This is a genomic window from Pseudidiomarina tainanensis, assembly GCF_900115255.1.
Lineage (GTDB): Bacteria > Pseudomonadota > Gammaproteobacteria > Enterobacterales > Alteromonadaceae > Pseudidiomarina > Pseudidiomarina tainanensis.
In genome coordinates, this window is sequence record NZ_FOYU01000001.1 from 948479 (window position 1) to 975006 (window position 26528).

Annotated in this window: 24 protein-coding genes and 5 tRNA genes; 7 read left to right on the forward strand and 22 right to left on the reverse strand. The window is 47.2% G+C overall.

Annotated features, from left to right (window positions below):
- Positions 1-61: 61 nt before the first annotated feature.
- From BM292_RS04700 to BM292_RS04725, 6 genes are read left to right on the forward strand one after another with little or no spacing between them, the layout of a single operon-like run.
- Complete coding sequence (locus BM292_RS04700) at positions 62-1018, forward strand: AAA family ATPase (RefSeq protein ID WP_092855787.1); 957 nt, start codon at positions 62-64, stop codon at positions 1016-1018.
- Entirely contained in the window at positions 1019-1999 is a 981-nt protein-coding gene (locus BM292_RS04705; protein WP_092855790.1) for a DUF58 domain-containing protein, read from the forward strand. It abuts the gene before it with no gap.
- Positions 1996-2490 (forward strand): DUF4381 domain-containing protein, encoded by a 495-nt coding sequence (locus BM292_RS04710; RefSeq protein ID WP_165383873.1) that lies wholly within the window; start codon positions 1996-1998, stop codon positions 2488-2490. Before BM292_RS04705 ends, BM292_RS04710 begins: the two co-directional genes overlap by 4 nt.
- Positions 2483-3469, forward strand: a complete 987-nt coding sequence (locus BM292_RS04715) for a vWA domain-containing protein (RefSeq protein WP_092855798.1) — start codon at positions 2483-2485, stop codon at positions 3467-3469. Before BM292_RS04710 ends, BM292_RS04715 begins: the two co-directional genes overlap by 8 nt.
- Positions 3462-5261: a VWA domain-containing protein gene (locus BM292_RS04720; protein WP_092855800.1), complete on the forward strand. Its 1800-nt coding sequence runs from the start codon at positions 3462-3464 to the stop codon at positions 5259-5261. Before BM292_RS04715 ends, BM292_RS04720 begins: the two co-directional genes overlap by 8 nt.
- Complete coding sequence (locus BM292_RS04725; RefSeq protein ID WP_092855802.1) at positions 5255-6967, forward strand: BatD family protein; 1713 nt, start codon at positions 5255-5257, stop codon at positions 6965-6967. Before BM292_RS04720 ends, BM292_RS04725 begins: the two co-directional genes overlap by 7 nt.
- A 74-nt stretch (positions 6968-7041) precedes the next feature.
- On the opposite strand, the gene ppiD is transcribed toward BM292_RS04725, so the two are convergent.
- From ppiD to BM292_RS04785, 12 genes are all read right to left on the reverse strand, one after another.
- Positions 7042-8928 carry a peptidylprolyl isomerase gene (gene ppiD, locus BM292_RS04730; protein ID WP_092855804.1) on the reverse strand — a complete coding sequence of 629 codons (1887 nt, stop codon included), beginning with the start codon at positions 8926-8928 and terminating at the stop codon, positions 7042-7044.
- 105 nt (positions 8929-9033) lie between these two features.
- Positions 9034-9110: transfer RNA gene (locus BM292_RS04735), tRNA-Asp, on the reverse strand.
- Positions 9111-9117: 7 nt separating this feature from the next.
- Positions 9118-9390, reverse strand: a complete 273-nt coding sequence (gene hupB / locus BM292_RS04740) for a nucleoid-associated protein HU-beta (RefSeq protein WP_055438316.1) — start codon at positions 9388-9390, stop codon at positions 9118-9120.
- Positions 9391-9702: 312 nt separating this feature from the next.
- Positions 9703-12051 (reverse strand): endopeptidase La, encoded by a 2349-nt coding sequence (gene lon, locus BM292_RS04745; protein WP_092855806.1) that lies wholly within the window; start codon positions 12049-12051, stop codon positions 9703-9705.
- 144 nt (positions 12052-12195) lie between these two features.
- Positions 12196-13482: an ATP-dependent protease ATP-binding subunit ClpX gene (gene clpX, locus BM292_RS04750; protein ID WP_092855809.1), complete on the reverse strand. Its 1287-nt coding sequence runs from the start codon at positions 13480-13482 to the stop codon at positions 12196-12198.
- A 1-nt stretch (position 13483) separates the two neighbouring features.
- Entirely contained in the window at positions 13484-14101 is a 618-nt protein-coding gene (clpP, locus tag BM292_RS04755; protein WP_092855810.1) for an ATP-dependent Clp endopeptidase proteolytic subunit ClpP, read from the reverse strand.
- A 107-nt stretch (positions 14102-14208) separates the two neighbouring features.
- Complete coding sequence (gene tig, locus BM292_RS04760) at positions 14209-15507, reverse strand: trigger factor (protein ID WP_092855811.1); 1299 nt, start codon at positions 15505-15507, stop codon at positions 14209-14211.
- Between the two features lie 164 nt (positions 15508-15671).
- Entirely contained in the window at positions 15672-16814 is a 1143-nt protein-coding gene (locus tag BM292_RS04765; RefSeq protein ID WP_177203782.1) for a GGDEF domain-containing protein, read from the reverse strand.
- A 138-nt stretch (positions 16815-16952) separates the two neighbouring features.
- Positions 16953-17029 (reverse strand) — tRNA-Pro (locus BM292_RS04770).
- Between the two features lie 39 nt (positions 17030-17068).
- Positions 17069-17144, reverse strand: a tRNA-His gene (locus tag BM292_RS04775).
- A 28-nt stretch (positions 17145-17172) separates the two neighbouring features.
- A tRNA-Arg gene (locus BM292_RS04780) sits at positions 17173-17249 on the reverse strand.
- A 19-nt stretch (positions 17250-17268) separates the two neighbouring features.
- Positions 17269-17345, reverse strand: a tRNA-Pro gene (locus BM292_RS04785).
- 265 nt (positions 17346-17610) lie between these two features.
- Between BM292_RS04785 and folD the strand changes: the two genes are divergently transcribed.
- A complete protein-coding gene (folD, locus tag BM292_RS04790) occupies positions 17611-18474 on the forward strand; it encodes a bifunctional methylenetetrahydrofolate dehydrogenase/methenyltetrahydrofolate cyclohydrolase FolD (RefSeq protein ID WP_092855821.1) in 864 nt (287 codons plus the stop codon).
- 5 nt (positions 18475-18479) lie between these two features.
- On the opposite strand, the gene BM292_RS04795 is transcribed toward folD, so the two are convergent.
- Genes BM292_RS04795 through BM292_RS04840 form a run of 10 tightly spaced genes read right to left on the reverse strand, consistent with a single transcriptional unit; the run spans position 18480 to position 26517 of the window.
- Positions 18480-19226, reverse strand: coding sequence for a TadE/TadG family type IV pilus assembly protein (locus tag BM292_RS04795; protein WP_143434068.1), 747 nt, complete (start codon positions 19224-19226; stop codon positions 18480-18482).
- A complete protein-coding gene (locus BM292_RS04800) occupies positions 19171-19890 on the reverse strand; it encodes a type II secretion system protein (RefSeq protein WP_143434069.1) in 720 nt (239 codons plus the stop codon). Before BM292_RS04800 ends, BM292_RS04795 begins: the two co-directional genes overlap by 56 nt.
- Positions 19891-19908: 18 nt before the next feature.
- Positions 19909-20124: a hypothetical protein gene (locus tag BM292_RS04805; RefSeq protein WP_143434070.1), complete on the reverse strand. Its 216-nt coding sequence runs from the start codon at positions 20122-20124 to the stop codon at positions 19909-19911.
- A gap of 6 nt (positions 20125-20130) precedes the next feature.
- Positions 20131-20571, reverse strand: coding sequence for a type II secretion system protein (locus BM292_RS04810; RefSeq protein WP_233340186.1), 441 nt, complete (start codon positions 20569-20571; stop codon positions 20131-20133).
- 44 nt (positions 20572-20615) lie between these two features.
- Complete coding sequence (locus tag BM292_RS04815; protein WP_092855829.1) at positions 20616-21638, reverse strand: type II secretion system F family protein; 1023 nt, start codon at positions 21636-21638, stop codon at positions 20616-20618.
- A complete protein-coding gene (locus BM292_RS04820; protein WP_092855831.1) occupies positions 21629-23017 on the reverse strand; it encodes a GspE/PulE family protein in 1389 nt (462 codons plus the stop codon). Before BM292_RS04820 ends, BM292_RS04815 begins: the two co-directional genes overlap by 10 nt.
- Before the next feature lie 2 nt (positions 23018-23019).
- Entirely contained in the window at positions 23020-23427 is a 408-nt protein-coding gene (locus BM292_RS04825) for a hypothetical protein (RefSeq protein ID WP_092855837.1), read from the reverse strand.
- Complete coding sequence (locus tag BM292_RS04830) at positions 23424-24563, reverse strand: hypothetical protein (RefSeq protein WP_092855849.1); 1140 nt, start codon at positions 24561-24563, stop codon at positions 23424-23426. Before BM292_RS04830 ends, BM292_RS04825 begins: the two co-directional genes overlap by 4 nt.
- The gene (locus tag BM292_RS04835; RefSeq protein ID WP_092855850.1) at positions 24563-26050 is read right to left on the reverse strand and encodes a secretin GspD/PilQ domain-containing protein; all 1488 of its coding nucleotides are present in this window, start codon (positions 26048-26050) and stop codon (positions 24563-24565) included. The genes BM292_RS04830 and BM292_RS04835 overlap by 1 nt, the downstream gene beginning before the upstream one ends.
- Positions 26047-26517 carry a hypothetical protein gene (locus BM292_RS04840; RefSeq protein ID WP_092855851.1) on the reverse strand — a complete coding sequence of 157 codons (471 nt, stop codon included), beginning with the start codon at positions 26515-26517 and terminating at the stop codon, positions 26047-26049. The genes BM292_RS04835 and BM292_RS04840 overlap by 4 nt, the downstream gene beginning before the upstream one ends.
- Positions 26518-26528: the final 11 nt, after the last annotated feature.

The window sequence follows — 26528 nt, forward strand, 5'->3', positions numbered from 1 at the left end:
AAGTGCGAACATAAAGTATAGCGAAAGTATAGAAGTAATATACACAAAGCAGAGGAATCTGATGGCAGCTGAACAGTTTCAAGCATTACGCAACTACCTCGACAGTCAAGTTTTGGGGCAACCTGATTTCACCGAAAGCTTGCTCGTTGCCTTACTAGCCGATGGTCATCTGTTAGTTGAAGGCCCTCCTGGATTAGCCAAAACACGAGCCGTTAATGCACTAGCTAAAGGTGTCGAAGGCAGCTTCCACCGCGTGCAGTTTACCCCAGACCTATTACCCGCCGATTTAACTGGTACCGATATTTATCGTCCAGAAACCGGTGAGTTTGTGTTCCAACAAGGCCCGCTGTTTCACAACATTATTTTGGCGGACGAAATTAACCGGGCACCAGCGAAAGTTCAGTCTGCGTTACTAGAAGCTATGGCTGAACGCCAAATTACAGTTGGACAAAAAACCTATCCGTTGCCGGCGCTGTTTATGGTACTTGCCACTCAGAACCCGCTCGAGCAAGAAGGCACTTATCCGCTACCTGAAGCACAGCTCGATCGTTTTCTGATGCATCTTAATTTGGATTACCCGAACGCCGATACCGAGCGCGACATTTTGCGTCTAACCCGTGGCGAAGAGTTGCAAGGTCAGGCCGACATGCCGCAACCGTTAAAGCAACAAGATATTTTCAACGCCCGCAAAGAAGTACTGGGTATCTACATGGACGAAGCGGTTGAAAACTACCTCGTTCAACTCGTCATCGCGACTCGTGAACCTAGTTTTTATAGTAGCGACTTAGCACGCTGGTTAAATTACGGCGCCAGCCCTCGTGCAACGATTGCACTTGACCGCTGTGCGCGCGCACGCGCTTGGTTGCAACAACGCGATTTTGTCACGCCAGATGATATTCATGCGGTTTATGCCAAGGTTTTGCGTCACCGAATTATTCTGAGTTATCAAGCAGAAGCTGATGGTATCGACGCCGACCAAGTGTTAGCGCAAATCATTCAATTAGTTCCAGCACCTTAAATGAGCGCACGTCGTACCCCATTAACACCAGAATTCATCACGCAATGGCTGAACACATGGCGTAGCGACGGTGTTCATGTGAGCAGTCACGAACTGATGTACTACCGTAGCAAAGTCAACGCATTTCAACGGTTTCGCCGGTTGCACCCGCCGCCGGGGCCGTCCGGCGCGTTGCTCAGCAAGTTTAAAGGCCGCGGCATGGAGTTTGATGAATTTCGTCATTATCAAGCTGGTGATGATATTCGTGCAATTGACTGGCGCGTTACAGCGCGCACGGGTACGCCGCATACCAAGCTATTTCGTGAAGAACGTGAACGACCAGTATTTGTGGTCGTCGATTTAAGTGACAGCATGCAGTTTGGAAGCCAGTTGCTATTTAAATCAGTACAAGCTTGCCATCTAGCTGCCTCGTTAGCTTGGTTAGCGGTAGCTCGCGGTGATCGCATTGGCGCGGTGATTACGAGCCAATATGGGCATGTCGAGATTAAGCCGCAAGCGCGGCATCATGGCGTTATGCAAGTGATTCATCATCTTGTTGAACAGCAACAACTCGCGCTGTCCGGTTGGCAGCAACAGCACCGTCATCAGAATGTTTTTGCACAAGCACTGGAGCGACTGCAGCAGATTGCACGCCCAGGCAGTATCATTTATTTAATTAGCGACTGGATGAGCGACGACCCTGCGTTATGGCGACATTGTCTTGCCCTACAACGGCATTGTCAGTTGGTACCGTTTACCATCTCCGATCCACTCGAGCTAGCGTTACCCAAAGTTAATGTGAACAGTCCGTTAGCCATGACGGATGGTGAACAACAGGTTGTCTTCGATACGAATAATAAGCACCAACGTCATGCTTATGCACATTCACAGCAACAACGACTCCATGCGACCCTCAAGCAGTGGCAGCAACTGGGATGTTCGTTGCGTTTGTTCTCCACAGCCGACGCGCTCGAAAATCAATGGCCGGGAGAATTATTATGATGTTGCTCGATCAGCCCATTGAAATAAATGACATTGTCGCAGCACCAGCAGCAACCTGGTGGCCGCTGGCAATCGGCTGGTACATTGTCGCCATAGTCGTTTTTGTGACCATAGTTGGTACTATTGTTTGGAGTGTTCGCGCCTATCGCAAACGTCGTCCGCGGCGACTCGCCCTGCGCCAGCTTCGCCAACACCCTCCGCAAACATTGAGCGACGTCACCTTATTGCTCAAGCAAGCGACATTAGCGTACCTGCCGCACGAACGCACATTATCGTGGTGGGAGTTTCTAAGCGCCCAACTTAGTGCTCGCCAACAACGTCGATATCAACCACTGCTTAGCGCATTATGCGAAGTCAGTTACCAACCCATTGCCGAGCAGCAACCATGGTTGGAGCCTTATCGGGAGTTCGCGGAGGTATGGTTAAAACGAGCGTTACCGCTTTTGAATAAGCAGCAACAGACGCAGCCCAAGGAGCAAGGCGATGATTGATTTCGCATGGCTTTGGGTTGGCTTAATTTGGCCTATTCCTCTTATTTATCGTTGGTTCAGGCGGGCTTTTACGCAACAATCGCAACCGTTGACGGTAACCCACTTGCCAGCCGTCGCTTCAACAGCGATACAACCGACCAGCCGCACATGGTTAAATCTGATAGGGCTATTAGTATGGACGCTTGTTGTTGTTGCCTTCATGCGACCACAGTGGCTGGGAGAACCCATTCCAGCGCAAAATGACGCCCGTGAAATGATGATTGCGGTTGATTTGTCGGGCAGCATGGAAATCGCTGATATGACGATCAATGGCGAGCAAGTCGACCGCTTGACCATGCTCAAATATGTCATGCATGACTTTATCGAACGGCGTGTAGGTGATCGTCTCGGCTTAATCTTGTTTGCCGACACGGCCTACGTGCAAGCGCCAATGACCTTTGACCGCGCAACGGTACAAAAGATGTTGGATGAAACCGTATTGCGCCTAATCGGTGAACGCACCGCCATTGGCGATGCTATTGCTCTTACCGCTAAGCGCTTTGCCGACCGGCCGCAAACCAATAAAATATTAATTCTAGTTACCGACGGTCAAAATACTGCTGGTAATGTGTCACCTGCGCAAGCACTTGAGCTGGCGAAATATTATGGTGTTAAAATTTATACCATCGGGGTTGGTGCAGAAGAAATTATTGTTGATGGCTTTTTTGGGCAACGACGCGTTAACCCAAGCCGCGACCTCGACGAAAACATGTTACGTCAATTAGCCGATGAAACCGGTGGCGAGTACTTTCGCGCACGCAGTACAGAAGAGCTTGAAAATATTTATACCGAACTTGATGCCTATGAGCCGGTGCAAGGTGATAATCAACTGCGGCGACCACAAACCGCCTTATACCACTGGCCGCTGGGGTTAGCTTGGTTCATACTGGCGCTGATGTTACTCCACACAATTCGCGGTTCTTGGAGGCAACATGGCTGATTTCCACTTTTTGAGGCCGTGGTGGCTAATCACACTAGTTCCCGTACTCATTGTTACATGGTGGGCTTGGCGGCATGCGCATCAACAACAAGGCTGGGCGCAAATAATACCTGCCCACTTGCGCACTATCTTATTACCGCAACAAGGGCAACAAAGTACCCACTTCTCATTGATGCTATTGGCGGGAGCGTTAAGCATTGGGGCTGTTGCGTTGGCAGGCCCCGCCTGGCAAAAGTTACCTCAGCCGGTTTACCAATTAAAAGCAGGCTCGGTGGTGGTGTTAGACATGTCACTGTCGGTTTACAGCACCGACTTAGCCCCCAACCGCTTAAGTCAAATGCGTTTTAAAGCAACCGACTTAGTTACGCAGCATATTGATGGTGATATCGGCCTTATCGCCTATGCCGGTGATGCCTTTACGATCAGTCCGTTGACCGCCGACGGTGGTAACTTAACTAACCTTATTCGTGCCTTAAGCCCCGATATCATGCCAACGCCGGGGAGTTATCCAGTGCGCGCATTGGAACTTGCCGATCAATTGTTACGGGAAGCCGGTTACCCAACCGGTGATATTTACTGGTTAACCGATGGCATCGATAGCCGCGATCAAACCGATATCAGTGATTTTATCAACCGCACGAAGCATCGCCTCAACATCTTGGCAGTAGGTACCGAAGCTGGAGCACCAATTGAATTGCCTGATGGCCGTTTGCTGCGTGATAGCAGTGATAATGTGGCGATTCCTAAGCTAGCGGTCAATGGACTACCAGCGCTAGCGGAGCGTAGTAATGGGCGCTTCATTCAAATTCGCGCCGACCAACAAGATATCATTTATCTTACGTCACAGGCCCCGACCGTTCGTGAAGGTGACGAGAGCAATATGCAGGCCGGTGACCAATGGGCTGACCAAGGTCCTTGGTTGATTCCTCTTATTTTATTGTTATTGTTACCACTGGCTCGTCGCGGGCGCTTACTCAGCTTAGCCCCGTTTATGCTCCTTGTGTTGATGACATCGCCGCTGCAGGCTGCTCAGCAAGAGCCTCTGGCATGGCATGAAAAATTGTGGCAAACGCCTTATCAACAAGCTGATCAGGCATTAAAAAATGGTAATTACGAGCGCGCCGCCACCATCACCGATGATGCGTGGCAACGTGGCACGGCCAATTATCGTGCCGGCAACTATGATCAAGCATTAGTCGATTTTTCTCAATTAGATAGTGCTGAGGGATTCTATAACCAAGGCAATAGCCTCATGCAAATGGAGCGTTATGATGAGGCAAAGAATGCCTACGCCGCAGCGCTTGAGCGACGTCCTGATTGGCCTGCCGCACAACAAAATCTAGATTTAGCTGAGCAGTTGGCCGAACAGCAACAACAGCAACAGCAAAATCAACAAGGCCAAAACCAGCAAGGTCAGCAAAACCAATCTCAGCAGCAAGGCCAATCACAACAATCAGGTGAGCAACAGAACGCTGAGCAAGAGGGCGAGCAGGAGCAGTCTGATACCGAACAGGATCAGCAAAGCCAGCAGCAGTCGGAACAAGACGCTGAAAAATCCTCTGAGCAAGAACAAGCTGAGGCACAACAAAATCAGGCTCAACCAGAGGGGGAGCAAAAGCCCTTACAAGGCCAGTTGGGTGACTCCTCTGAAGAAGAATTACAACAGCAAATGCAGCAATGGCTGAATCGCATTGAGGATGATCCCGCTGTATTATTACGTAATAAAATGCAGTTCGAGGCACAGCAACGACGCCGCCAAGGCCCGCCTCCAGGAGTTCAGAAATCGTGGTAAATTACGTCTTAAAGTTTGCTCTATTAACAATGGCTATTATTTTTAGTGCAGTCGGTGTTGCGCAAGAAGCCGAGGTGATTGCAAGCGTTGATAAAAATCCCATCATTCAAAGCGAGCCTTTTACCCTCACGGTCACCATTAATGATGACGTCAGTGAATCGGTATGGGACGCAGAACAGCAGTTAAAAGATTTTCGCATTTTGAATGTTCGCTCGTCGCGCCGAACAAGCGTGATTAATGGTGTCACCACACGCACCACCTCTTTCATAGTTAATTTACAAGCCCCAGCCACTCCTGGAATTGTCCGAATCCCGCCAATTCAAATTGGTGCCGCAAAAAGTAATGCCATAGAGCTCACTATTCTTGATGCGGCAACATCAGTCGACGAGTTAGAGCAGCGACCAGCATTTATTCGAACATCGTTAGAGTCAAAACGTGTGTATGTGCAGCAGCAATTCAAACTGGTGTCGCGTTTATACTTGAGTGCGAACCTACACAGCGGCAACCTCATTGCACCAAACCTCGCTGAAGCGGAAGTTGTTCAGTTCGGCAAAGACGAAGAATCGTACGAAATTATTAATGGCAAACGCTACCAAGTCTTTCAACGTACCTATTTAATCACGCCACAACGCTCGGGCGATTTAACGCTTGAAGGACCTGTTTTCGAAGGTCAAATTACCCGCGATACCAATCGTTCGGTTTTTTCTGCAATAGCAACTACACAACCGGTGAGCGCGGTTGCCGTGCCGACGTCCATTACCGTGTTGCCTCGTCCCGCTGACTGGCAGGGCCATTGGCTTCCCTCTGAGCTAGTGAGTGTAAGTGTAGAACGAGCGAATCCAGAACAACCCGTAGAAGTCGGTCAACCGATTACCCTAACCTATCGGGTCACGGCAATTGGGGTGAATACCGAGCAATTACCGGCCTTGTCATTTGAGAATATCGAGAACGCGTCGGTATATCCTGAATCACCAGAGTTTGCGAGTACCACACGCAACGGCCGTGTCATCGCACAGCGGGCCCAAACGGTCGCGGTGATTCCGCGTCAAGCCGGTGCATTTGAAATTCCTGCGGTTCAGGTTGAATGGTTTAATACGCGTCTCGGTCAAGCTCAAATCGCAGCATCAGAGCCAATTACCTTAGAGATAAGCCCCAGTTCACAGCCTGCCACGCCGAATCCAGCTAAGGCTGAACCAGCGGCAACTGAACCAGCTCAAGCCTCAAGCACCGAACAACCAGAACCAGCAGCGAGCGCAGCGGAACCAGCTCTTTATTATTATTTAGCAATCATCTTCGCTGTGTTGTGGCTGCTGACGCTCATTATTTGGGCTTGGTGGTGGCTCCGTCGCCCATCAGCGACTAAAACAGTTGTAGGTCATACCGAGCAAGATGCTAGTAGCGCTTCATGGCGCCATGTGCAAAAGGTCGCTCTAACAAATGATGCGACAGCGACAGACTTGGCACTTCGCCAATGGGCTCGAGAAACTTATCAGTTGCCGATGCAAGATCTGTTTGAGTTGGCACGTTACTTTAGCCACCAACCGTTAACCAGTCAGATTGAGCATTTACAGCGTTGTCGGTTCTCAAGTAGTGGCGCAAGCTGGCTGGAAGGTAAAGCTTTAATAAGAGCTCTTAAGGCGGCACAAAAACATCGGAAAGTTGATAGACAGAAAACACCACAGCTATCGCCTCTCTACCCGAACTAGGTATTAAGCAGAGAACATGAGATATAAAAAAACCCGGACTTAGTCCGGGTTTTTTCTGCTGGTTTCATTACACCTTATTCAGTCGCGTTACCACGCGCGTCAAGACGAATTTCAATGTCCGCCTCATTGCGTAACGCTTCAATAAACGCGCCATAATTCTGCTGAGTAAAACTATTCGTCAATTGCTCAGCCATCTGGGCCTGCATGGTTTCATCCACTTCGCCAGCTGTTACCGACGTGAGTTGAACCACAGCAATTGCGCCGCTACTTAACTCTGTTACCGCAACTTGCACTGAATCGGCTGCTGGGACAGCTTGTTCAAACAAGCTACGAATCACTGCGCGCGGAACCTCAGTATTACGACGGTCAACAGCGTCTAATGCAGTTAATTCGGTCGTAACTGACTCGCCGTTGCGTAGTTGCGCCGCCAACGCTTCAGCGTCTTCACGTGCTGCCGCTTGCGCTTTCTCAGTACGAACGTTATCAAGCACTTGAGGACGAACTTCATCGAGTGATTTAACCGATGCCGGTTGATAATCTACAACACGTACCACGACGGCTTGCTTATCATTCACTTCAATCAGATCGCTATTTAACCCTTCATCAATAAAATCACGGTTAAATACTTGCTCGAGCACCGCCGGATGATTTAAGGCCGATGGCGCTGTGTTGCGGTTAAACCAATCACTTTGACGAACACTTACTGCGGTTTCTTCAGCGACCGGCTGCAACGTATCTGGGATATCAAACGCCAACGCTGATACTTTCTGTTGGAGCTCGTAATACGCTTGCTTCACTTGGTCTTGACGCATTTCAGCCACAATCTCATCGCGAACTTCTTCAAATGATGTTGAAGAGCCTTCCTCGATATCCGTCAGCTTGATGATGTGATAACCAAATGAAGTGCTAACAACACCGCTAATTTCACCGACTTCTGTTAGCGCAAATGCCGCTTCATCGAACGCTGGATCCATCGTACCTGGCTCAATAAAGTCCAAGTCACCGCCAGTTTCAGCGGTAAAGATATCGTCTGAATATTCAGCCGCAAGCTCCGCAAAATCAGCACCTTCTGTGAGTTTTGTTAACACTTCTTGGGCTTCTTGCTCGGCCGCTTCACCTTCACCTTCAATTAAAATATGAGCAAAGCGATAACGATCATCGGTCTGATAACGAGACTGATTGTTGTCATACCATTCGCGAACCACTGACTCATCAATTTCAACTGACTCGGCGACGACATCTGCGTCAAGTTGAACAAACTCAACTTTTACCTGCTCAGCCACATTAAAGCGTTGTTGATTCTCTTGGTACCACTGTTCAAGCTCAGCATCTGTCACTTCAACTGCGTTAATATACTGATCAAGTTCAAGCGTTGCATAAGCACCGCTGCGCTTTTGATTCACGAGGCGCTGCACTGCGGCGGCTTCGCTTGGTAATGCAAACTCTGATTCAACCATCGCTTGCAATAACTGTGTACGCGCTAGATCGCGACGCATCAATTCGGCGAACCCGTCTGGCGTGTAACCAAGGCCGCTTAAGGTCATTTGATACGATGTGTTATCGAATTGACCGGCGACTTGGAAAGCACTGATTTCACGAATGGCCGCTTTCACCTGCTCATCAGAAACGCGTAAACCCGCTTCGCGCGAGTAGATTTCAACGAGCTTTTGATTAATCAGATCATCTAAAACTTGTTGACGCAGTTGCTGATTGAAAGCTGGATCAGCTGCTAAGGTCGCGTAAAAGTCGCCAAACTGTTCTTGTTGGCGGGCGCGCTCATTTTCAACTGCTCGATCAAATTCAACCCGAGTAATTTCCTCACCGTTAACCACGGCTACTGATGGTTCTGGCTGATTAGTGATATAACCACCAATTCCAGCTAACGCAAAAGTAAGGGCAATCAATACTAGAATCGCTTTCACTATAAAGCTTTGCGACCCTTCACGAATCCTGTCCAACATATCTCACTCAACCTCAATTATTCCCGTTGTTGGGCGGGTATTATATCTGCTATTGCAGAAAAAAAATAACCCGAAGACAAGCTTCGGGTTATTTTCAGCATTTGCTGGCGGAACGGACGGGATTCGAACCCGCGACCCCCGGCGTGACAGGCCGGTATTCTAACCAGCTGAACTACCGCTCCGCTTTTATTAGTTTACTGAATCTTTCAGTGCTTTACCGGCTTTGAAAGAAGGTACTTTAGCAGCTGCGATTTGGATAGTTTGGCCAGTTTGTGGGTTACGACCAGTGCGAGCTGAACGCTCACGAACACTGAAAGTACCAAAACCAACTAATGCTACTTGATCACCTTTCTTCAAAGCGTCAGTTACTGCTTCAATGAAAGAATCTAGAGCACGTCCAGCCGCAGCTTTAGAAATTTCTGCTCCGTCTGCAATTTTATCAACTAACTGAGACTTATTCACAGTATCATCCCCTTAGATTGTTATTATCAGATTTGCATGGTTCCATTGCGTTCTGTTTTTCAATGGGCCAGCGAAGGTTATAACAAGCTTAAACTAACTGTTCAAGCGATAGCGACAGATTAGCAGACATCTTCCTTATTAATCTATCACTCAAGTGGCATGCCAGAGACATCGTTTGTTTGTGTCTGACCAATCACTTTGACTCTAGGCTACCACAAGATTTCGGATTGAGAACCCTTTTTAGCAATTTTTTTAACGAAAGAATGCGGGCTACAGGCAGGTTATGGGCTTGCAGACCGCATTTTTACGTTTTTAGGCCGATTTTTCACCGGTTTTCGGCGCAGATTCAAGCGCAACTGCCAGCACTTCATCTATCCATTGAACCGGCTGAATCTTCAAATCACCCTTCACAGCGTCGCTAATTTCTTTCAAATCACGTTCATTATCCTTCGGAATCAACACATGTTTGATACCACCTCGGTGTGCTGCAAGTAATTTTTCTTTCAAACCACCAATGGCAAGTACTTCGCCACGAAGGGTAATTTCACCGGTCATTGCAACATCAGCACGCACCGGAATATTGGTTAATGAACTCACCAACGCGGTGACCATCGCAATACCTGCACTTGGACCATCCTTCGGCGTAGCGCCTTCTGGCACATGCACGTGAATATCACGTTTTTCGTGGAAGTCTTCCGGGATCCCAAGTTTATTCGCCCGACTCCGCACAACTGTAAGTGCCGTTTGAATGGATTCCTGCATCACATCGCCGAGTGAACCGGTTGAAGTGATTTTCCCTTTACCGGCAACGTTAGTCGCTTCAATCGTCAACAAGTCGCCACCGACTTCGGTCCAAGCAAGACCTGTTACCTGGCCAACTTGGTTCGTTTCTTCCGCTTTACCATAATCAAAGCGTTGCACCCCAAGGAAATCCGACAAATTATCGCCCGTGATTTCGACATGCTTAATGCGTTTATCGAGCACAATCTTTTTCACCGCTTTACGGCATAGACGTGAGATTTCACGTTCTAAATTACGCACACCGGCTTCACGGGTGTAGTAGCGAATAATGCCTATGATTGCATCATCAGTTACTTTAATCTCTTTATTCTTCAGACCATTACGATCAATTTGCTTCGGCAACAGGTGGCGTTTCGCAATATTGAGCTTTTCTTCTTCGGTATAGCCCGACAAACGAATCACTTCCATGCGGTCTAATAGCGGACCTGGAATATTCATACTGTTCGAAGTCGCCACGAACATGACGTCAGATAAATCGTAATCCACTTCAAGATAATGATCGTTAAAGTTGACGTTTTGCTCCGGATCCAATACCTCCAACAAGGCAGATGCAGGATCACCGCGCATGTCAGACGCCATCTTATCGATTTCATCTAACAAGAATAACGGGTTACGCACGCCAACTTTCGCCATTTTCTGAATCAACTTACCTGGCATTGAACCGATATAAGTACGGCGGTGGCCTCGAATCTCGGCTTCATCACGCACACCACCCAAAGCCATACGGATATATTTACGACCAGTCGCCTTCGCAATCGATTGTCCCAACGAGGTTTTACCAACACCCGGAGGACCTACCAAGCATAAGATAGCTCCACGAACCTTACTGGTACGCTGCTGCACCGCTAGATATTCAAGAATGCGCTCTTTCACTTTCTCTAAGCCATAGTGGTCGGCATCGAGAATTTTCTCTGCATTGGCTAAATCTTTTTTAATGCGCGAACGCTTCTTCCACGGTACTGACACCATCCAGTCAATGTAACCGCGCACAACCGTCGCTTCCGCCGACATTGGCGACATCATTTTTAACTTCTGAAGTTCAGCCCGCGTTTTCTTTTCAGCCTCTTCCGGCATGCTGGCGTCTTCAATTTTTTTCTGTAGCGCTTCAAACTCATCTGGGCCGTCTTCCATTTCGCCCAATTCTTTTTGAATCGCTTTCATTTGCTCATTCAAATAGTACTCGCGCTGACTCTTCTCCATCTGCTTCTTCACACGCGAACGAATGCGCTTCTCTACTTGTAGCAGATCAATTTCGCCTTCCATCAGCGCCATTAGAAACTCGAGTCGCTCACGTACGTCGGTAATTTCTAATACTTTTTGCTTATCGTTGAGCTTCAATGGCATATGCGCAGCCATGGTATCGGCTAGGCGGTCAGCTTCTTCTATACCCGACAAGCTCGTTAATACCTCAGGCGGTATTTTTTTATTCAGCTTCACATAGCCTTCAAATTGATTGATGGCTGAGCGAATCATAACTTCCTCTTCTTTCTCGTCCATCACCTCAGAATCAAGATAATGAACTTGCGCTCGAAAGAATTCCGACTCGGTTTCAAACTGATCAATCTCAGCGCGCTGGCTGCCTTCCACCAACACTTTCACGGTGCCATCCGGTAACTTCAACAACTGCAAGATGGTTGCGACTGTACCAATGGTATGAATATCAGCTTGCTCAGGCTCGTCCACTGACGCGTCCTTTTGTGCTGATAAAAATATTTGCTTATTTTGCTCCATCGCTGCTTCTAAACAACGAATAGACTTTTCACGCCCGACAAATAAAGGGATAACCATGTGCGGATACACGACGACATCGCGTAATGGCAACACGGGAATGCTTAAGCGTTCAATCCGTTCTTCACTCATAAACTTCTCCAGGTAACCGGTTCGTGACTGTTGTCACTCTATCTTACCTCTTAATATGTGGCGCTCCAGCGAAAGTTCAATGTTTTGCACAAAAAAAGGGCCTAAAAGGCCCTTTTTGCACAATTTTCATGCTAAACAAGCAACTTATTCACCTGAAGCGTGCTTTTCATCCTGTTGATTCGCATAAATTAATATCGGCGATGACTCACCTTTGATGACCGATTCATCAATGACGACCTTACTGACATTTTCCAATGTTGGTAAATCGTACATGGTGTCAAGTAACACGGCTTCAACGATTGAGCGCAATCCACGTGCTCCCGTTTTGCGCGACATTGCTTTGCGTGCAATGGCTCGCAATGCATCTTCACGGAACTCAAGTTCAACGTCTTCCATTTTGAACAATGCGCCGTACTGTTTGGTTAATGCATTTTTCGGTTCGCGCAAGATTTGAACTAAGGCATTTTCGTCAAGCTCAGTCAGTGTGGCCAATACAGGTAAACGACCAATGAACTCAGGAATCAAACCATATTTGACCAAGTCTTCTGGTTCAACTTGCGTTAACGTGACGCCCTCAGCTTTGGGTTGCTTGCTTTTCACTTCAGCACCAAAACCGATACCGCTACCCACGCTAATGCGCTGCTCGATAACTTTATCCAGCCCAGCAAATGCGCCGCCTGCAATAAACAGAATCTTTGACGTATCAACTTGCAGGAACTCTTGTTGTGGGTGCTTACGACCACCTTGTGGCGGCACCGCGGCAACAGTTCCCTCAATCAGTTTCAGCAACGCTTGTTGAACGCCCTCGCCAGAAACATCACGCGTGATCGATGGGTTATCTGACTTGCGTGAAATCTTGTCAATTTCGTCAATATAGACAATGCCACGTTGCGCCTTTTCAACATCGTAATCGCATTTTTGCAGTAGCTTTTGAATAATATTTTCAACGTCTTCACCAACATAACCAGCTTCGGTTAAGGTGGTCGCATCAGCCATGGTGAACGGCACGTCTAAGAAGCGCGCCATGGTTTCAGCAAGGTACGTTTTACCACTACCGGTTGGGCCAATTAACAAGATATTGCTCTTGCCAAGTTCGACCATTTCTTCATCTTTGCCCTTAGCTTCATTATTTGCCAAGCGCTTGTAGTGGTTATACACCGCTACCGCCAACACTTTCTTCGCCATTTCTTGCCCAATGACGTACTCATCAAGGTGTGAGCGAATTTCGTGTGGAGTTGGTAATTTCTTTTGCTCTTCTTGCGGCGCTATATTCTGAATTTCTTCTTCCAGAATATCGTTACACAAATCGACACATTCATCACAAATAAATACCGATGGCCCCGCAATTAACTTGCGAACCTCGTGCTGACTTTTTCCGCAGAAGGTACAAAACAACGGCTTTTCGCCATTACCTTCAGTTTTATCGGTCATTCTATTCTCCGCCTCGTTGCGTCAATACTTTGTCAACCAAACCATAATTTACGGCTTCTTCCGCAGACATAAAGTAATCGCGGTCAGTATCTTTAGCGACTTGCTCAAGATCTTTTCCAGTATTTTCCGCCAACATCCGATTCAATTTGTCTTTGATATCTAAAATCTGACGTGCATGAATTTCAAAATCAGAGGCCTGCCCTTGGAAGCCACCTAACGGTTGGTGAATCATCACACGTGAATTTGGTAAACAGAAGCGTTTACCTTTCGCACCACCAGCTAACAAGAATGCCCCCATGCTGGCCGCTTGGCCCATACATACGGTGCTTACATCCGGCTTGATAAAACGCATGGTATCATAAATCGCCATACCTGCTGTTACCGCGCCGCCCGGTGAGTTAATGTATAAATAGATATCTTTGTCTGGATTATCTGATTCTAAGAATAATAGCTGAGCCACAATCAAATTGGCCATGTGGTCTTCCACCTGACCACAACAGAAAATTACGCGCTCTTTAAGTAAGCGCGAGTAGATATCGTACGAGCGCTCTCCTTTTGCTGTCTGTTCCACTACCATGGGCACCAATTGTGCCATTGGGTCTAGCGCCATATCCGACATAATTTACGACTCCTGAAATAAAAATGGCCCGTATAAGGTTATACGAGCCATTAAACCAAGTTGTAGTCGATGCCGTCAACGTTGTTGTGACGGTATTCGCAACTGTTTTACTTTTTCGGGTTCATCAACTCGTCAAAGCTAGTTTTCTTCGCTTTAACTTTTGCTTGCGCAAGAATGAACTCAATCGCTTGTTCTTCTAATGCAACATTGCGAATCTGTTGCATCATTTCTTCGTTACCTTTGTAGTAAGCGATAACTTCAGCTGGATCTTCGTACGCAGAAGCGTTGTTCTCGATGATCTCGTCGACTTTCTTCTCGTCAACTTTCAACTCGTTACCACGAATGACTTCGCCCAGTAACAAACCAACTTTCACACGCTCTTTTGCTTGTTCTTCAAACAAATCAGCTGGCAGTTGTGGCAATTGTGCCTGGTTACCACCGAAACGCTGCATTGCTTGACGACGCAACACATCAATTTCTTGGTCTACCATCGCTTTTGGCAAGTCGACGTCGTTTTGCTCAACTAAGCCTTTCAACACTTGCTCTTTCACTTTGCTTTGTACCGCATTTTTCAGCTCACGTTCCATATTCTTGCGAACTTCAGCTTTCAATGCGTCAACGCCGCCGTCTTTGATACCGAATAAAGAAACGAATTCGTCCGTTAATTCTGGCAAGTCACGCTCTTCAACTTTCTTCGCCACAATCACAAACTGCGCTTCTTTACCTTTCAGGTTTTCAGCGTGGTAATCTTCCGGGAAGGTTACCGTAATAGTTTTTTCTTCGCCGGCTTTCATACCAATAATTTGGTCTTCAAAACCAGGAATCATACGGCCTTCGCCAAGCTCAAGTGCGAAATCAGTCGCTTTACCACCTTCGAATTCTTCACCGTCTACTGAACCAGTGAAATCGATAGTGATACGCTCACCTTTTTTCGACTTACGCTTAATTTCTTTCCAGCTTGCATGTTGCTTGCGTAGCGTTTCCAACATGTTGTCGACATCTTTATCAGTCACTTCAACATCTGGCTTTTCAACAGCTAACTTGTCTAAAGTCGCAACTTTAACTTCTGGATACACTTCGAAAGTAGCTACGAATTCAAGGTCTTTGCCTTCTTCGTTTACTTTTGGCTCAATTGCAGGCATACCCACTGGGTTGATTTTTTCCTGCATCATCGCTTCGAAGTATTTGCTTTGCATAAGGTTTGACGCCGCACGAGCACGTGCTTCTTTGCCATATAACTTCTGCAAAACATTTGGTGGAACTTTGCCTTTACGGAAACCGTTGATACGACGGTTACGGTACTCGTCTTTTAACAGACGCTTGACTTCGTTTTCGATAACGTCAGCTGGCACGGTGATCGTGGCGCGACGCTCTAATCCTTGGGTTGTCTCTACAGAAACCTGCATTGCTTTGTTACCTCGGCTTCACTATTGGCCTGAGCCCACTACCAACGGGGCCCTTCAAAATGACGCCGCATTATAGCGAAGCCATGGGCTTACGTCGAGTAGCAACGGACATTTTTGCGGCGATTACTCAATACCAACGCGAATACGGCGCTACTGACAGCGCCTTAGCTGGTTGCGAGATTGCCTTGGGCCTTGGGGTTTACTTCAATACGATTACGACCGCATTGTTTGGCGAAATACACCGCGACATCAACTTCGCGCATTAAATCATCGGTGCTGGTTTGTGGTTTCGGTATGGCGGAATGGACGCCGATACTCACTGTGACACTGCTGCCTAGTTGCTGCTCGAGTAAGCGCACACGAGCGAGTACTTTTTTGGCTTGCGTGGTTAATTCGTCAAGTTCTGATTGCGGACAAACAACCATAAATTCATCGCCACCAAACCGCGCCACATACTCACCGGTGCGTTTGAAATGACGTTGTAAAATTTGGCCAACAGCCTTGAGCACTTCGTCGCCATGCAAGTGACCGTGTTCATCGTTCAGGCGTTTAAAGAAATCGACGTCCACCATCAACAAGGTCAATGGATGTTGCGCCCGAATCGCCCGACGTAATTCATGCTCAAGACATTCATCTAAGCCACGTCGATTCACTAAACCGGTCAGACTATCTTGCCGAGCTAACTGGGCTAATTTTGCGTTGGCTTCTAATAGCTGCGCTTCGGTTGCACGTAATCGTTCTTCGGTTTTATGGCGCGCAATGGTATTGGCAATCATATCTGCAACTAAGCGCATATGACGGATATCGCGCTCTAACCATTGCGTCTGTCGATTCACCAAATCACAACCAACAAAACCAACCAGCTCACCTTCCATGTACATGCCAACGGCCATCATTGAGCGGATATTTTCTCGCAACAGCTCATCACGAAAACCACCGGCTTCTTCCGGCAATAATTTGGCGTCATCGACTAAGATTTGACCATCGTGACACATGCGCTCAAAAAAATACGGCATAGTTTCCGCAGGAATGTTTTGCAGTTCAGGTTTGTGAGCTTGAATACCGTCGTTGGTCCACTCATAGGTATTCGACATACTCGAATGATCGGGTGAAAACTCAAACACATAGCAACGATCTTTACTTCCCCCGCGACCTAAAAGCGCGAGTGCGTGCTCAATGTGCGTCTGGCTTTGATCGGGAGTGGAATTTATCAATTGCATGCTGATGACCGAGATCATCAACCCAAAACCTTCCTCTGTAGAAGATGCAGGTGCAGTCGTGGATTGCTTGGACGGATTCTCTAGCATGTATAAAGCTCTTATAGTTGTTATAGCTTGTAGCATTTTTTATACAGATGCTGAAATTATACGCAAATCTCGGTAAAAATCTATGCAGTGTAAAGAACAATGCGACAAACCGCAGCGTGAGAAATATCGAGAAGAGAATGGTCGGCGAGACTGGATTCGAACCAGCGACCCCTTGTACCCAAAACAAGTGCGCTACCAAGCTGCGCTACTCGCCGACTTCAGAATTTTGAAATGTTGCTGATAAAGCAGAGAAATGGGGTGGCTGATGGGACTTGAACCCACGACAACCGGAATCACAATCCGGGGCTCTACCAACTGAGCTACAGCCACCACTTCATAAATTGTGCCAGGGCTTTAATGGCGCACCCGGCAGGATTCGAACCTGCGACCGACGGCTTAGAAGGCCGTTGCTCTATCCAGCTGAGCTACGGGCGCAATTCGCACTTTTAAGAAATGGTCGGCGAGACTGGATTCGAACCAGCGACCCCTTGTACCCAAAACAAGTGCGCTACCAAGCTGCGCTACTCGCCGACATACTTCTTATAAGTCTTTAAAATCCCGTGCAGGACGCGGCCTGACAACGGGGGCGAATATTACCTGTTGGGCCGTAACGCGTCAAACATTTTTTTGCCCAAAATGTCTGACTGCTGAAAATACCAACAGGCTGACTGAAATTTATTCATTTTGTATTTCAGTCCCCCCTGAATAGACGCTACAACCTTAGCAAAAAACATGCGAAAATAGCAGCCCATGAACTCGACATATCAGCATTCAACCGAATAAGGTGCTCAAAGCAATGACTGCGCAACGTATTGATGGTAAACAAGTAGCTCAACAAGTTCGTGATGAAGTAAAACAAGGAGTTGCCAAACGCCTTGCCGCCGGAGCTCGTGCACCCGGGCTTGCCGTTGTCATGGTCGGCGAAGACCCAGCCTCAGCTGTATATGTTGGCAGTAAGCGTAACGCCTGTAAAGAAGTTGGTATTGTCTCTAAAGCCTTCGATTTACCAGCAAGCACAAGCCAAGCTGAACTAGAAGCACTCATTGACCAGTTGAATGAAGATGCCGAAGTCGATGGCATTTTGGTGCAATTGCCGTTACCTCAAGGCTTGGACGCTCAAGCGATTCTCGAGCGCATTAATCCATTTAAAGACGTTGACGGTTTCCACCCGTTCAACATGGGCCGCTTAGCGCAGCGGAATCCCGCATTACGCCCATGTACGCCGCGCGGCGTCATCACCCTACTCGATTCCATTGGCTTAGACTTACACGGTAAAAACGCCGTGGTCGTTGGTGCTTCCAATATCGTCGGTCGTCCCATGAGTTTGGAATTATTGCTTGCCGGTGCCACTACAACCGTTTGTCACCGCTTCACCAATGACCTTAAAGAACACGTGCAACGCGCTGATGTACTTGTGGTTGCTGTTGGTAAGCCCAACTTTATTCCTGGCGAGTGGGTAAAACATGGCGCCGTTGTGATTGATGTCGGTATTAACCGTTTGCCTTCTGGAAAACTCGTTGGTGATATTGAATTTGATGCTGCAGAGCAACGCGCATCGTACATAACGCCAGTACCAGGCGGTGTTGGCCCAATGACCGTAGCCACACTCATGCAGAATACCTTGCAGGCGTGTGATACTTGGCACGCGCCTTTAAAATAAGCTCTCTACTCTGTTGTTCTAAACCCTGATAGCATCGGTCCTTTACGCCGCGTTATCAGGGGCCAGAGCGGTTTGCCAATAATCGTCTCACGCAATCGGCAAAAACGCTGCGCTTCGCTATTCATCAACTGATGCCAGTTTTGTAATGCACTTGCAACAAAAGGTATCTCAAGTGGCAAACACCACCAAATTTCAATATCAAGCTGACGTGCGTCAAGCCAAGCTGCTGGATCGTCGCTGTTTTTAGCTCGCTCAATAGCATGATCAATTGAAACTTCAGTCACCCAGTTGTCTAATCTCAGATCAAAGCGCCGCTCAGAATAATTTTTAAACGCAGCATCATCAGGGCTGTGAACAATAATTTTAGCGGCGAGTTTTGCATGGATTAAAGTCTCTAATGTCGCTTTCCATACGTGTTCTCTTAAACTTTCTAGCTCAGTAGTTGAGTCTTTATCATGCCATTGCAATTTAGTGCTCGCCATACCGGTTGCCAACACATTCAACATTTTGCTTTTACTACCGTGTTGTATTTGTCCCGCACGTAGCACGTAGTGGCTTGTTTGATGCAATGTATGTTGCGCCCAGAAAATCCAAACAAGTTGCAGACTTGCGATAATCAGCCAAGTTATTAATGGCAAAATAATCAAAGCTTCTACAGAGACAGCGCCACATTGATACGCATGATACCGACTTTTTCTAACTGCATTTTCCTTGAAGTTCACATTGCTTCCACAGTTGAATATATTCAGCAAGTCGATCTGATACTTCCTGTAAACTTGTTGTGGGTGTAATAACGTCCTGAGCATAGACTGTTGTGACAATTAGTTCTGTCGTTTTCACTGACGTTGCCTCTAATTCATCAGCTCTGATAGTCTCGACGGTTAGCCGTTGGGTATCTAAATTATTGATGTCAATAATATCGAATTGGCCCATATCTAAGTCGGTTGCCATTGTATTAAGATGAGGGGCATCAGTTTGTTCTAATCGATGCAAATAATCTTCATTGGTGGCATTACTCGGACGCGGCTGCCACACCGGCATAACAACCTCGTTGCCACGAACGAATGCTCCCGCAATCTGTCGCACGAACCATTGCGCCTGATCTAATGAGGGGGCGCTAACACTTAATTCAAGCCAATTTTCTCCAAGCGTAAACTGCCATTCTTGATGCCATGGGAAACGCAATATAGCGAGCTCTTGTTCAGTAAAGAGATCACGAATGGTACCCGGGGGCGCACCGTTTTCGGCCCAAAAATCACTAGCCGCAAGGTTGACTTGCTCGGCGTCTACAAGCCATCCCTGCCGCTGTTGCTGCGATGATTTGAACAACCATGCTTGATTAATCATTAATAATAAAGAGCTAACAATCACCACCGCCGTAATTACCTCGAGCATGACAAATCCTTGTTGTCTCATAATGCCTCCATGCAGTATCTACATTGCATCTGCAAACTTGTGATACTGAGAAAGTTGCGTGTCTAATCTTTGTTTTATCAAACGATGATTAATCCATGCACCGTTGTCATACGACTTAATTGCGGTGTTTAAACTGGGAAGCATCACCCCCATACTCGCTATAAACACCGCCAGAATAGCTATGCCAAAGGTCGATTCCAGCAGCATAAATCCGCGCGACTTGACCCACTTCACAGTCATCTATCCTTGAAAACGCAGTGTTAATGTATCACCGGAGAAGGTGCTAGAAATCGCATAATCAGTAAAGTCATAAGCTAAACGAGCGCCCTCTGCAGCTTGCTCAATACCGCTTACAGTAATGACATAAACCGACGTATCGGTGCCATCAACAGCAATTGCGATATCACCGCCCCAGGGGTTAATGCTGCTCCCTGCTCCCCAAATTTCAGGTACAGCCGCAATACTAGACATTGCACTCATGCTAATACCGGTTAAGTCACCGGTTCGAGGGCGCCAAAGCTGGGCGCCAGATTGAATAGTAATAATCTGACTTTTGGCCTCGCTAATGCGCGAGTTGCCCACCGCCCAGTCTCGTAAGGCCAATGAACCAATGGTGGCAAGCGCAATAATTGAAAGTACCGTCAGCACTTCGATAAAAGTAAATCCTTTTTGAGATTGCATAATTAACACTCCGTTGTTTTGTGAAAAAATTTAAAAGTTATAGGTCAAACGATACTTTGTTGTGTTATTGCCATTAACATGCTGCCCATACCTCCAAGCACAATAATCAACAAAGCAAAAATAAGGCTGTAACAAAAAGCTTGTAAAGCACTTCGCAACCGCCTTAAGGCCTGCAAAGCATCACGAGAAGCATAACCTGCAACACGCAATAGAGTGCCGTGCTCCGTCGCATTACGGCTACCATTACCCAAGCGAAAGAGCATACGCGGCGAGAGTAATCCACTTGCAAAAATTCGCTCTAATTTTCTCTCTCCTTCGGCAAGCTGCTGGCGCATAAAACTAAAATAATAGTTGAGCTCTTGACTACCGTAACGTTGCATAGCGGCCAACGATTTATCAAGATTACTTCCTGATTGGAGGAGAACGGTTAGCGTCTGCAGAAGTAAGACCGCATGGAAGTAACGCTGAATCATGAACGCGCCGCAACCTGCTAGCCAACGACACCAAGGCCATTTGAAACGAATAACCCCTGGCGGTCCCCAAACAAGAATAAATATGATGATCACGCCACTCACCAAAATTGGTAGCCAAAGACTATGCGTCAAAACCAACAGCCACTGGCTCAATTCCGGCCAATCAGATTTAGGTAGCGATTTAGCTAGTTTTGGCATGACCCCGCGCCCGATAAATAAACTAGCGCCAAATGCTAAAATCATCATCGCAATTGGATACAGCAGAGGTTTCCAAAACTCGCGCCAAGCTGCCTGTCGCTCCACTTCAAAAAGTCGATGTTGCTGTAATAGTTGCTCTAATACCCCACTATTTTCACCAACCGCAACCAACATAACGAGATCATGAGCAAACCATTCTTGTAGGGATGTTCCGAGTGCTCGGCCGTGACTAAGCTGCCGGATTAAGTGAGCAGCAATCAATTCTTCTTGGCGTAATCTAAGTTTACGTGCATTCACTAAAAGGTCTTGGCAACACTGTAATGGACTTAACCCATCACCTAAGGCGAGGGCGAAATCTTCAAGAAATGCTAATTGACGTTGTCTACTCAAATGCATTCTTGAGCACCTAATAATTGCTCATCAAGTGTCTGCCAGCCCTGCGCTATGAGTTCGCTGCGACAATTTTCAAACTGCTTTGCTAGTAATGCTTGTCGAACATTATTGTCAATGGGTAAATACTCACTGACAATGCGACGCCCGATAACTCCTACCCCATGGCAACGCGGGCAGCCACGATCGGTGCCTTCGCAATCGATACAAATATTCGCAACTAATCGTTGCGCCAAAATTCCACGCACAACGCCAAACTGCGCTAATGATTCTGGTGATAGCCCGAGATCGAGTAATCGACTTAACACACCAAATGTATCGTGAGCATGCACCGTTGCAGTTACCAAATGCCCAGTTAACGCTGCGGTGAAAGCAGCTTTGGCTGTTGCCTCATCACGAATTTCGCTTATTGAAATCACATCGGGATCTTCACGCAAGGCGACTTTTACCATATTCGCAAAGTTCAGCTCATGATGTTCCGCAATAACGGGTTTTTGCTCAATCTGAGGCTGAATGATTTCAATTGGGTCCTCTAACGAAATGACCTTTGCAGTTGTCGGTATTTCGGCGTTTAAAGCTGCCAAAGTAGTCGTTTTCCCCTGTCCTGTTGGCCCAGCAATAATCAATAGTCCGGATGGTTCTCTCAAAATGGCTTGGAGTCGATTAACAACATCCGCACTTAAGCCAAGTTCGTGTAAGCGCAATATTTTGCTCTGCTCTCGCTGCAAGCGCATAGTTACCGCAAAGCCATTGCGAGTGGGTGACTTCTGTACACGCAAGCGAATACGTTGAAAGCTATCGTTGTCTAATACCGACAAGGAAATACTGGCACTCGATAAGCGTTGCTCATCAAATAGCTCATGAAAATCCTCAGAGCGCGTATTCAACGCGGCGGCAATAGCCCCCGCCATCGACTCTCGGTTACGCTCAACCTTGCCAACCAAACGACCATGTACACGAAACGATAGCGCCGCATGTGTTGGAGAAAAAAGAAGGTGAATATCCGATGCCTGTAAAACCAAGGCCTGCTGCACTAGATCTTCCAATGATTGCTGTGCGCGGGTGTGATCCAGCTCAACGGTTTCAACATGTGCCGACTGCAGTTCATGGGCGGTGGCATCATGCAATAAATTGCGAATCGAACGAGCATTAGCAAGACACCATTGTGTAACGACTTCACCGTTAAGATTCGCTTGCGTCACAATATTCATCAAGGTCATAAAGTGATGTTGCCATGCCGGCAAGCTCGCGATAAGAGCACCCTCAACACTTATCAATACCGCGACATCATCTTGCATGTACTGATCGCTGACGGCGGAGCACAGCGAGAGACTCGTTTGACTCGCTGATAAACCAGTGAGCGTTTCATCGTTCAATTGATACATATCTACCACCGTTCTGTCAGTGGTAAATCGCGAAAATGCCCAAACCGAGAAATTCGTACCTTGCCTGGTTGTACTTCCGCGATAAGACTCATCGCACCTTGCACGCCATTCAGCAAACGAATCAATTCATCGCCTTTGCGCAAAACCACATGAGTTTTGTCTGCAATCGCAACGATTCCCACTAACTGATAACGAGCTAACTCATCGGCAATCTCTGATTTTTCCTCAGGTGCGGGATTCAATTCATCGATGGCATGTTTTGCTTTGGCGATTTGCAGTTCAAGTTGCAACCGTTTTGCTTCAGTTTGAGCGAGTCGTTCCTTAAGCTCACTCGTTCTTAGCTTTTGGATAGTGTCGTTGCTATCGAATGTAGCAGTCGTAGCTAATAGAACAGAAAGTGTCCAAATCATAATCGCGCTCCTTGCGAAATCTGCTCAAGTTGTAGTGATAGTGACCAAAAATAACCGCTCGCCTCAGCCTCGGCTGAGACTAATTGAGTCGAATCAGCATGTTGAATTAACCAGTTCAACAATGCGTCCCATTGGTTTGCATCAGTGGGATCAAACGCAGCATGTTCTATTTTCAGTCCAGATTCGCTACGAGTTATCACAAAATCAAATTGCTCTAAATTTACTGCAACAGCATTTCGACTCAGCGCTTGGTTCTGCACCGTTGGTAATTCGCGTTCCACATAAACCGCGTTACCACTTCTGCGCAAACGCCAATCTGCAGCATTTGGAAGTTGGGCAAATAAATCTTGCTGTGAACCATAAGTAGACTGAAGCCATAGTTCCTCGCCGAATTCAGAAAGTTGCCAACGTTGAACCTGCCAGCCGGCTAAATAACTCACACTGGCAAGCAAATCGTTTAGGTGGCGCAAGTGGCTCGGCGACCAGTGCGGTCTAAGATGTTCTACCGGTTTAACTATTGTCGGCTTTGGCGCTGTCGCGACCTTTACTTGTGCTGGCCAATATACCCAACTCGTAATGACCGCACTGATTAGCGCAAAAATCATCGCGATAATAATCACACGACGCCTCAACCAAATAGGTGACCGGCGAATCGAACGTAATCTGGCACGCCGTGAACATGAACTAAAGTCAATTTCAGGCATATCTTTGACGATGATGTCGGCGCTAATTACTGTTTCTAAAATTTGTCGTGAATGAGCCCCCCCGAATACCAAAGGGCAACTCATCCCATCAGTTGAAAACCAATGTTTGGCAATTGTAGTAAGACTTTTGATACCCAGTGCATCCGCGTTAAATTGACTGGCTCCAAGCAACGTATCGCCGTTCCAGGCGACACAAATAAGTTGATTCCCTTCCAACTGCACAAACACCGCTTTACTCAATCTAACGTGGTCTCGTACATGTATAGCGAGATCAGATTTCGCGTAATTACAGCAACAGAGCCAATAATGATTGCCTTGCTTCACCAAGCCATACTGTTCAAATCCAAGTCTTCTAGCTTCTGCAAGCCAAGTAAGAATTTGATCGCGTTGCGATGATTGTTGTCGCCAAGCTGTCACACACCAATCAATCATTAGCGCACCTCTCGACTAATGATATGAGGTGTAAGCAATACCAATGTCTCACTGTGGCGTTGTTGCTGTTCATTGCGCCCACCAAGTAGCAAGCTCCACCAGCTTTGCTGTTTTAAGGCCGCATTACGTTGGTTTTTAAGGCCACTCATTAACAGCGTTTGATCATGTGCAACCAGCGCCTTCATAAAAAACTTTTTACGATTGGTATGCGGTGTTTGAATCATCTGAGTGCCAGAGCGAACCTCATCAATTCGCTCCAGATCAGAGAGCTCAGTTGATAACTGCAGAATCACTTCGTTGGCACGAATATTTGGCAATAAATACAATTCAAAACCGGTGGTAACGACACCTGGTTGCAACACATCAGCGCGTCCCACGTTGGCCGTTGCAGCCGAGCCTGCTGCGGCAAGATAAGTTGCATTATCTTCAAGAACAATTCGCGCTATCTGATTATTTAAACTGACAATACGAGGGTGGTTACTGATCTGAACGAGCCCTTGTTGCTGCAATGCGTCAATTAATATCTGAGAGCCAGCAGCTTGTCCTTGTTGTTGCTGCCATAAAACCTGACCACCGCTGAGCGCACTGAGTTGTGCCGAGGCAAATCCTAAAACACCCTCACCACCTGCTGTTTTAAGAACCGCATCCCAGTCAATCGCAAACTGCTGCGTGTCATTGAATGTGACTTCTAAAATTTGTACATCAATGGCGACTTGACGCGTCAACCGTTCATTTTGTTGTTGTAGATAATTTTTCACCTGAGCTACATGATGTGGATAGTCGCGCACTAGCACCGATGTCGAGCTCTGATTAACCGTCAACCGACCTTCCTCGGATAACAGCAAACTTAGTGCTTGTTCTAAATCAGCCCAAACGGATAGCTTGTCATTACTAAAATTTAGATATTGTTCGCTTTGTCGAGTAACGACATTTGCCGAAGCAAAGTCAGATGTAGCTCCCTGCCCTTGCCCTTGTTGCTGCTGATCTCGGCTCCCTAAAAAGTAACTGGTATCGCCGGCAATAAACGCGACATCGAACTCCGCCACTTCAAATTCGCGAATAAATAGGAGCTCATCCCGCCACTCCAAATGCCATCGATAGCGACTCGCCATACGTTGCAATAGCTCAGCAAGCGAACCGGAAAACTGCATATGCACCGGTTGTTGCGCTAACGTTTCACTATCGAAATACGGCACAACACCATGCGGTTCTAATGCTTTTGATATTAATGTTCCAGCTGCTAAACCTTGGGCTGAAAGTGTCACCGGCTGGGCACTCCATGCCGGCAAACGCGCTGTACTTCGCGACAACGGCGGAACATAGAGCTGTTGCTTAAAACGAACATGCTCCGACTCGGGCTCTAATTCTTGCAGAATTGCTAACCGCTGACTTGCTTGCTCGTGCTGTTGCTGCAGATCCAACTGCTGAGAGCTAGAACAGCTACTAAGCCCGAAACAGAGCAAAGCAACGACGTAGTGTGCTTTCATAGCGCCTCCGCAACCTCATAACGATAACTGACAATCGCTGCATGATTAGCGAACATCGTGACAACAAAGGTATAAGGCGCCAGAATTTGCTCTAACAATGCCTCGGCATTGCTTGCTTTAAGGGTGAAATTGGTCGGCCATTGATAATGAGGAGATACACGCCAGTCTATCGTTTCGACGGCAAACTCTTTGCGCAGGAATTGTTCTAATTGCGGCTGCAATAAACCTTCATGCAATACCAATTGGCTCGCACGACTATCGGTCATTCTTTCAGGTTGCTCGTTGGCTTGGCGGGTTTCTAGCTCTGTTTGTCGTCGCGTTTGCTGTTGCGTGAGCGCAGTAACACCAGAAAATTGGTAAACCGGACATGACGTTGCAAATACTGACGTCGACCACAAGCAGCTCAGCGCTAAGCTGCTTGCGATGACGTACCGATGGACTGACGTCCGACATGGTTTAACAACCATAAAACCTCCTT

Excerpts from the sequence above, each read along its gene's own strand:
- BM292_RS04700 (WP_092855787.1), top strand. The coding sequence starts at position 62 with ATGGCAGCTGAACAGTTTCAAGCATTACGCAACTACCTCGACAGTCAA.
- BM292_RS04705 (WP_092855790.1), top strand. The coding sequence starts at position 1,019 with ATGAGCGCACGTCGTACCCCATTAACACCAGAATTCATCACGCAATGG.
- BM292_RS04710 (WP_165383873.1), top strand. The coding sequence starts at position 1,996 with ATGATGTTGCTCGATCAGCCCATTGAAATAAATGACATTGTCGCAGCA.
- BM292_RS04715 (WP_092855798.1), top strand. The coding sequence starts at position 2,483 with ATGATTGATTTCGCATGGCTTTGGGTTGGCTTAATTTGGCCTATTCCT.
- BM292_RS04720 (WP_092855800.1), top strand. The coding sequence starts at position 3,462 with ATGGCTGATTTCCACTTTTTGAGGCCGTGGTGGCTAATCACACTAGTT.
- ppiD (WP_092855804.1), bottom strand. The coding sequence starts at position 8,928 with ATGTTGGACAGGATTCGTGAAGGGTCGCAAAGCTTTATAGTGAAAGCG.
- lon (WP_092855806.1), bottom strand. The coding sequence starts at position 12,051 with ATGAGTGAAGAACGGATTGAACGCTTAAGCATTCCCGTGTTGCCATTA.
- clpX (WP_092855809.1), bottom strand. The coding sequence starts at position 13,482 with ATGACCGATAAAACTGAAGGTAATGGCGAAAAGCCGTTGTTTTGTACC.
- clpP (WP_092855810.1), bottom strand. The coding sequence starts at position 14,101 with ATGTCGGATATGGCGCTAGACCCAATGGCACAATTGGTGCCCATGGTA.
- tig (WP_092855811.1), bottom strand. The coding sequence starts at position 15,507 with ATGCAGGTTTCTGTAGAGACAACCCAAGGATTAGAGCGTCGCGCCACG.
- BM292_RS04765 (WP_177203782.1), bottom strand. The coding sequence starts at position 16,814 with ATGCTAGAGAATCCGTCCAAGCAATCCACGACTGCACCTGCATCTTCT.
- folD (WP_092855821.1), top strand. The coding sequence starts at position 17,611 with ATGACTGCGCAACGTATTGATGGTAAACAAGTAGCTCAACAAGTTCGT.
- BM292_RS04800 (WP_143434069.1), bottom strand. The coding sequence starts at position 19,890 with ATGAGACAACAAGGATTTGTCATGCTCGAGGTAATTACGGCGGTGGTG.
- BM292_RS04810 (WP_233340186.1), bottom strand. The coding sequence starts at position 20,571 with ATGCAATCTCAAAAAGGATTTACTTTTATCGAAGTGCTGACGGTACTT.
- BM292_RS04815 (WP_092855829.1), bottom strand. The coding sequence starts at position 21,638 with ATGCATTTGAGTAGACAACGTCAATTAGCATTTCTTGAAGATTTCGCC.
- BM292_RS04820 (WP_092855831.1), bottom strand. The coding sequence starts at position 23,017 with ATGTATCAATTGAACGATGAAACGCTCACTGGTTTATCAGCGAGTCAA.
- BM292_RS04825 (WP_092855837.1), bottom strand. The coding sequence starts at position 23,427 with ATGATTTGGACACTTTCTGTTCTATTAGCTACGACTGCTACATTCGAT.
- BM292_RS04830 (WP_092855849.1), bottom strand. The coding sequence starts at position 24,563 with ATGATTGATTGGTGTGTGACAGCTTGGCGACAACAATCATCGCAACGC.
- BM292_RS04835 (WP_092855850.1), bottom strand. The coding sequence starts at position 26,050 with ATGAAAGCACACTACGTCGTTGCTTTGCTCTGTTTCGGGCTTAGTAGC.
- BM292_RS04840 (WP_092855851.1), bottom strand. The coding sequence starts at position 26,517 with ATGGTTGTTAAACCATGTCGGACGTCAGTCCATCGGTACGTCATCGCA.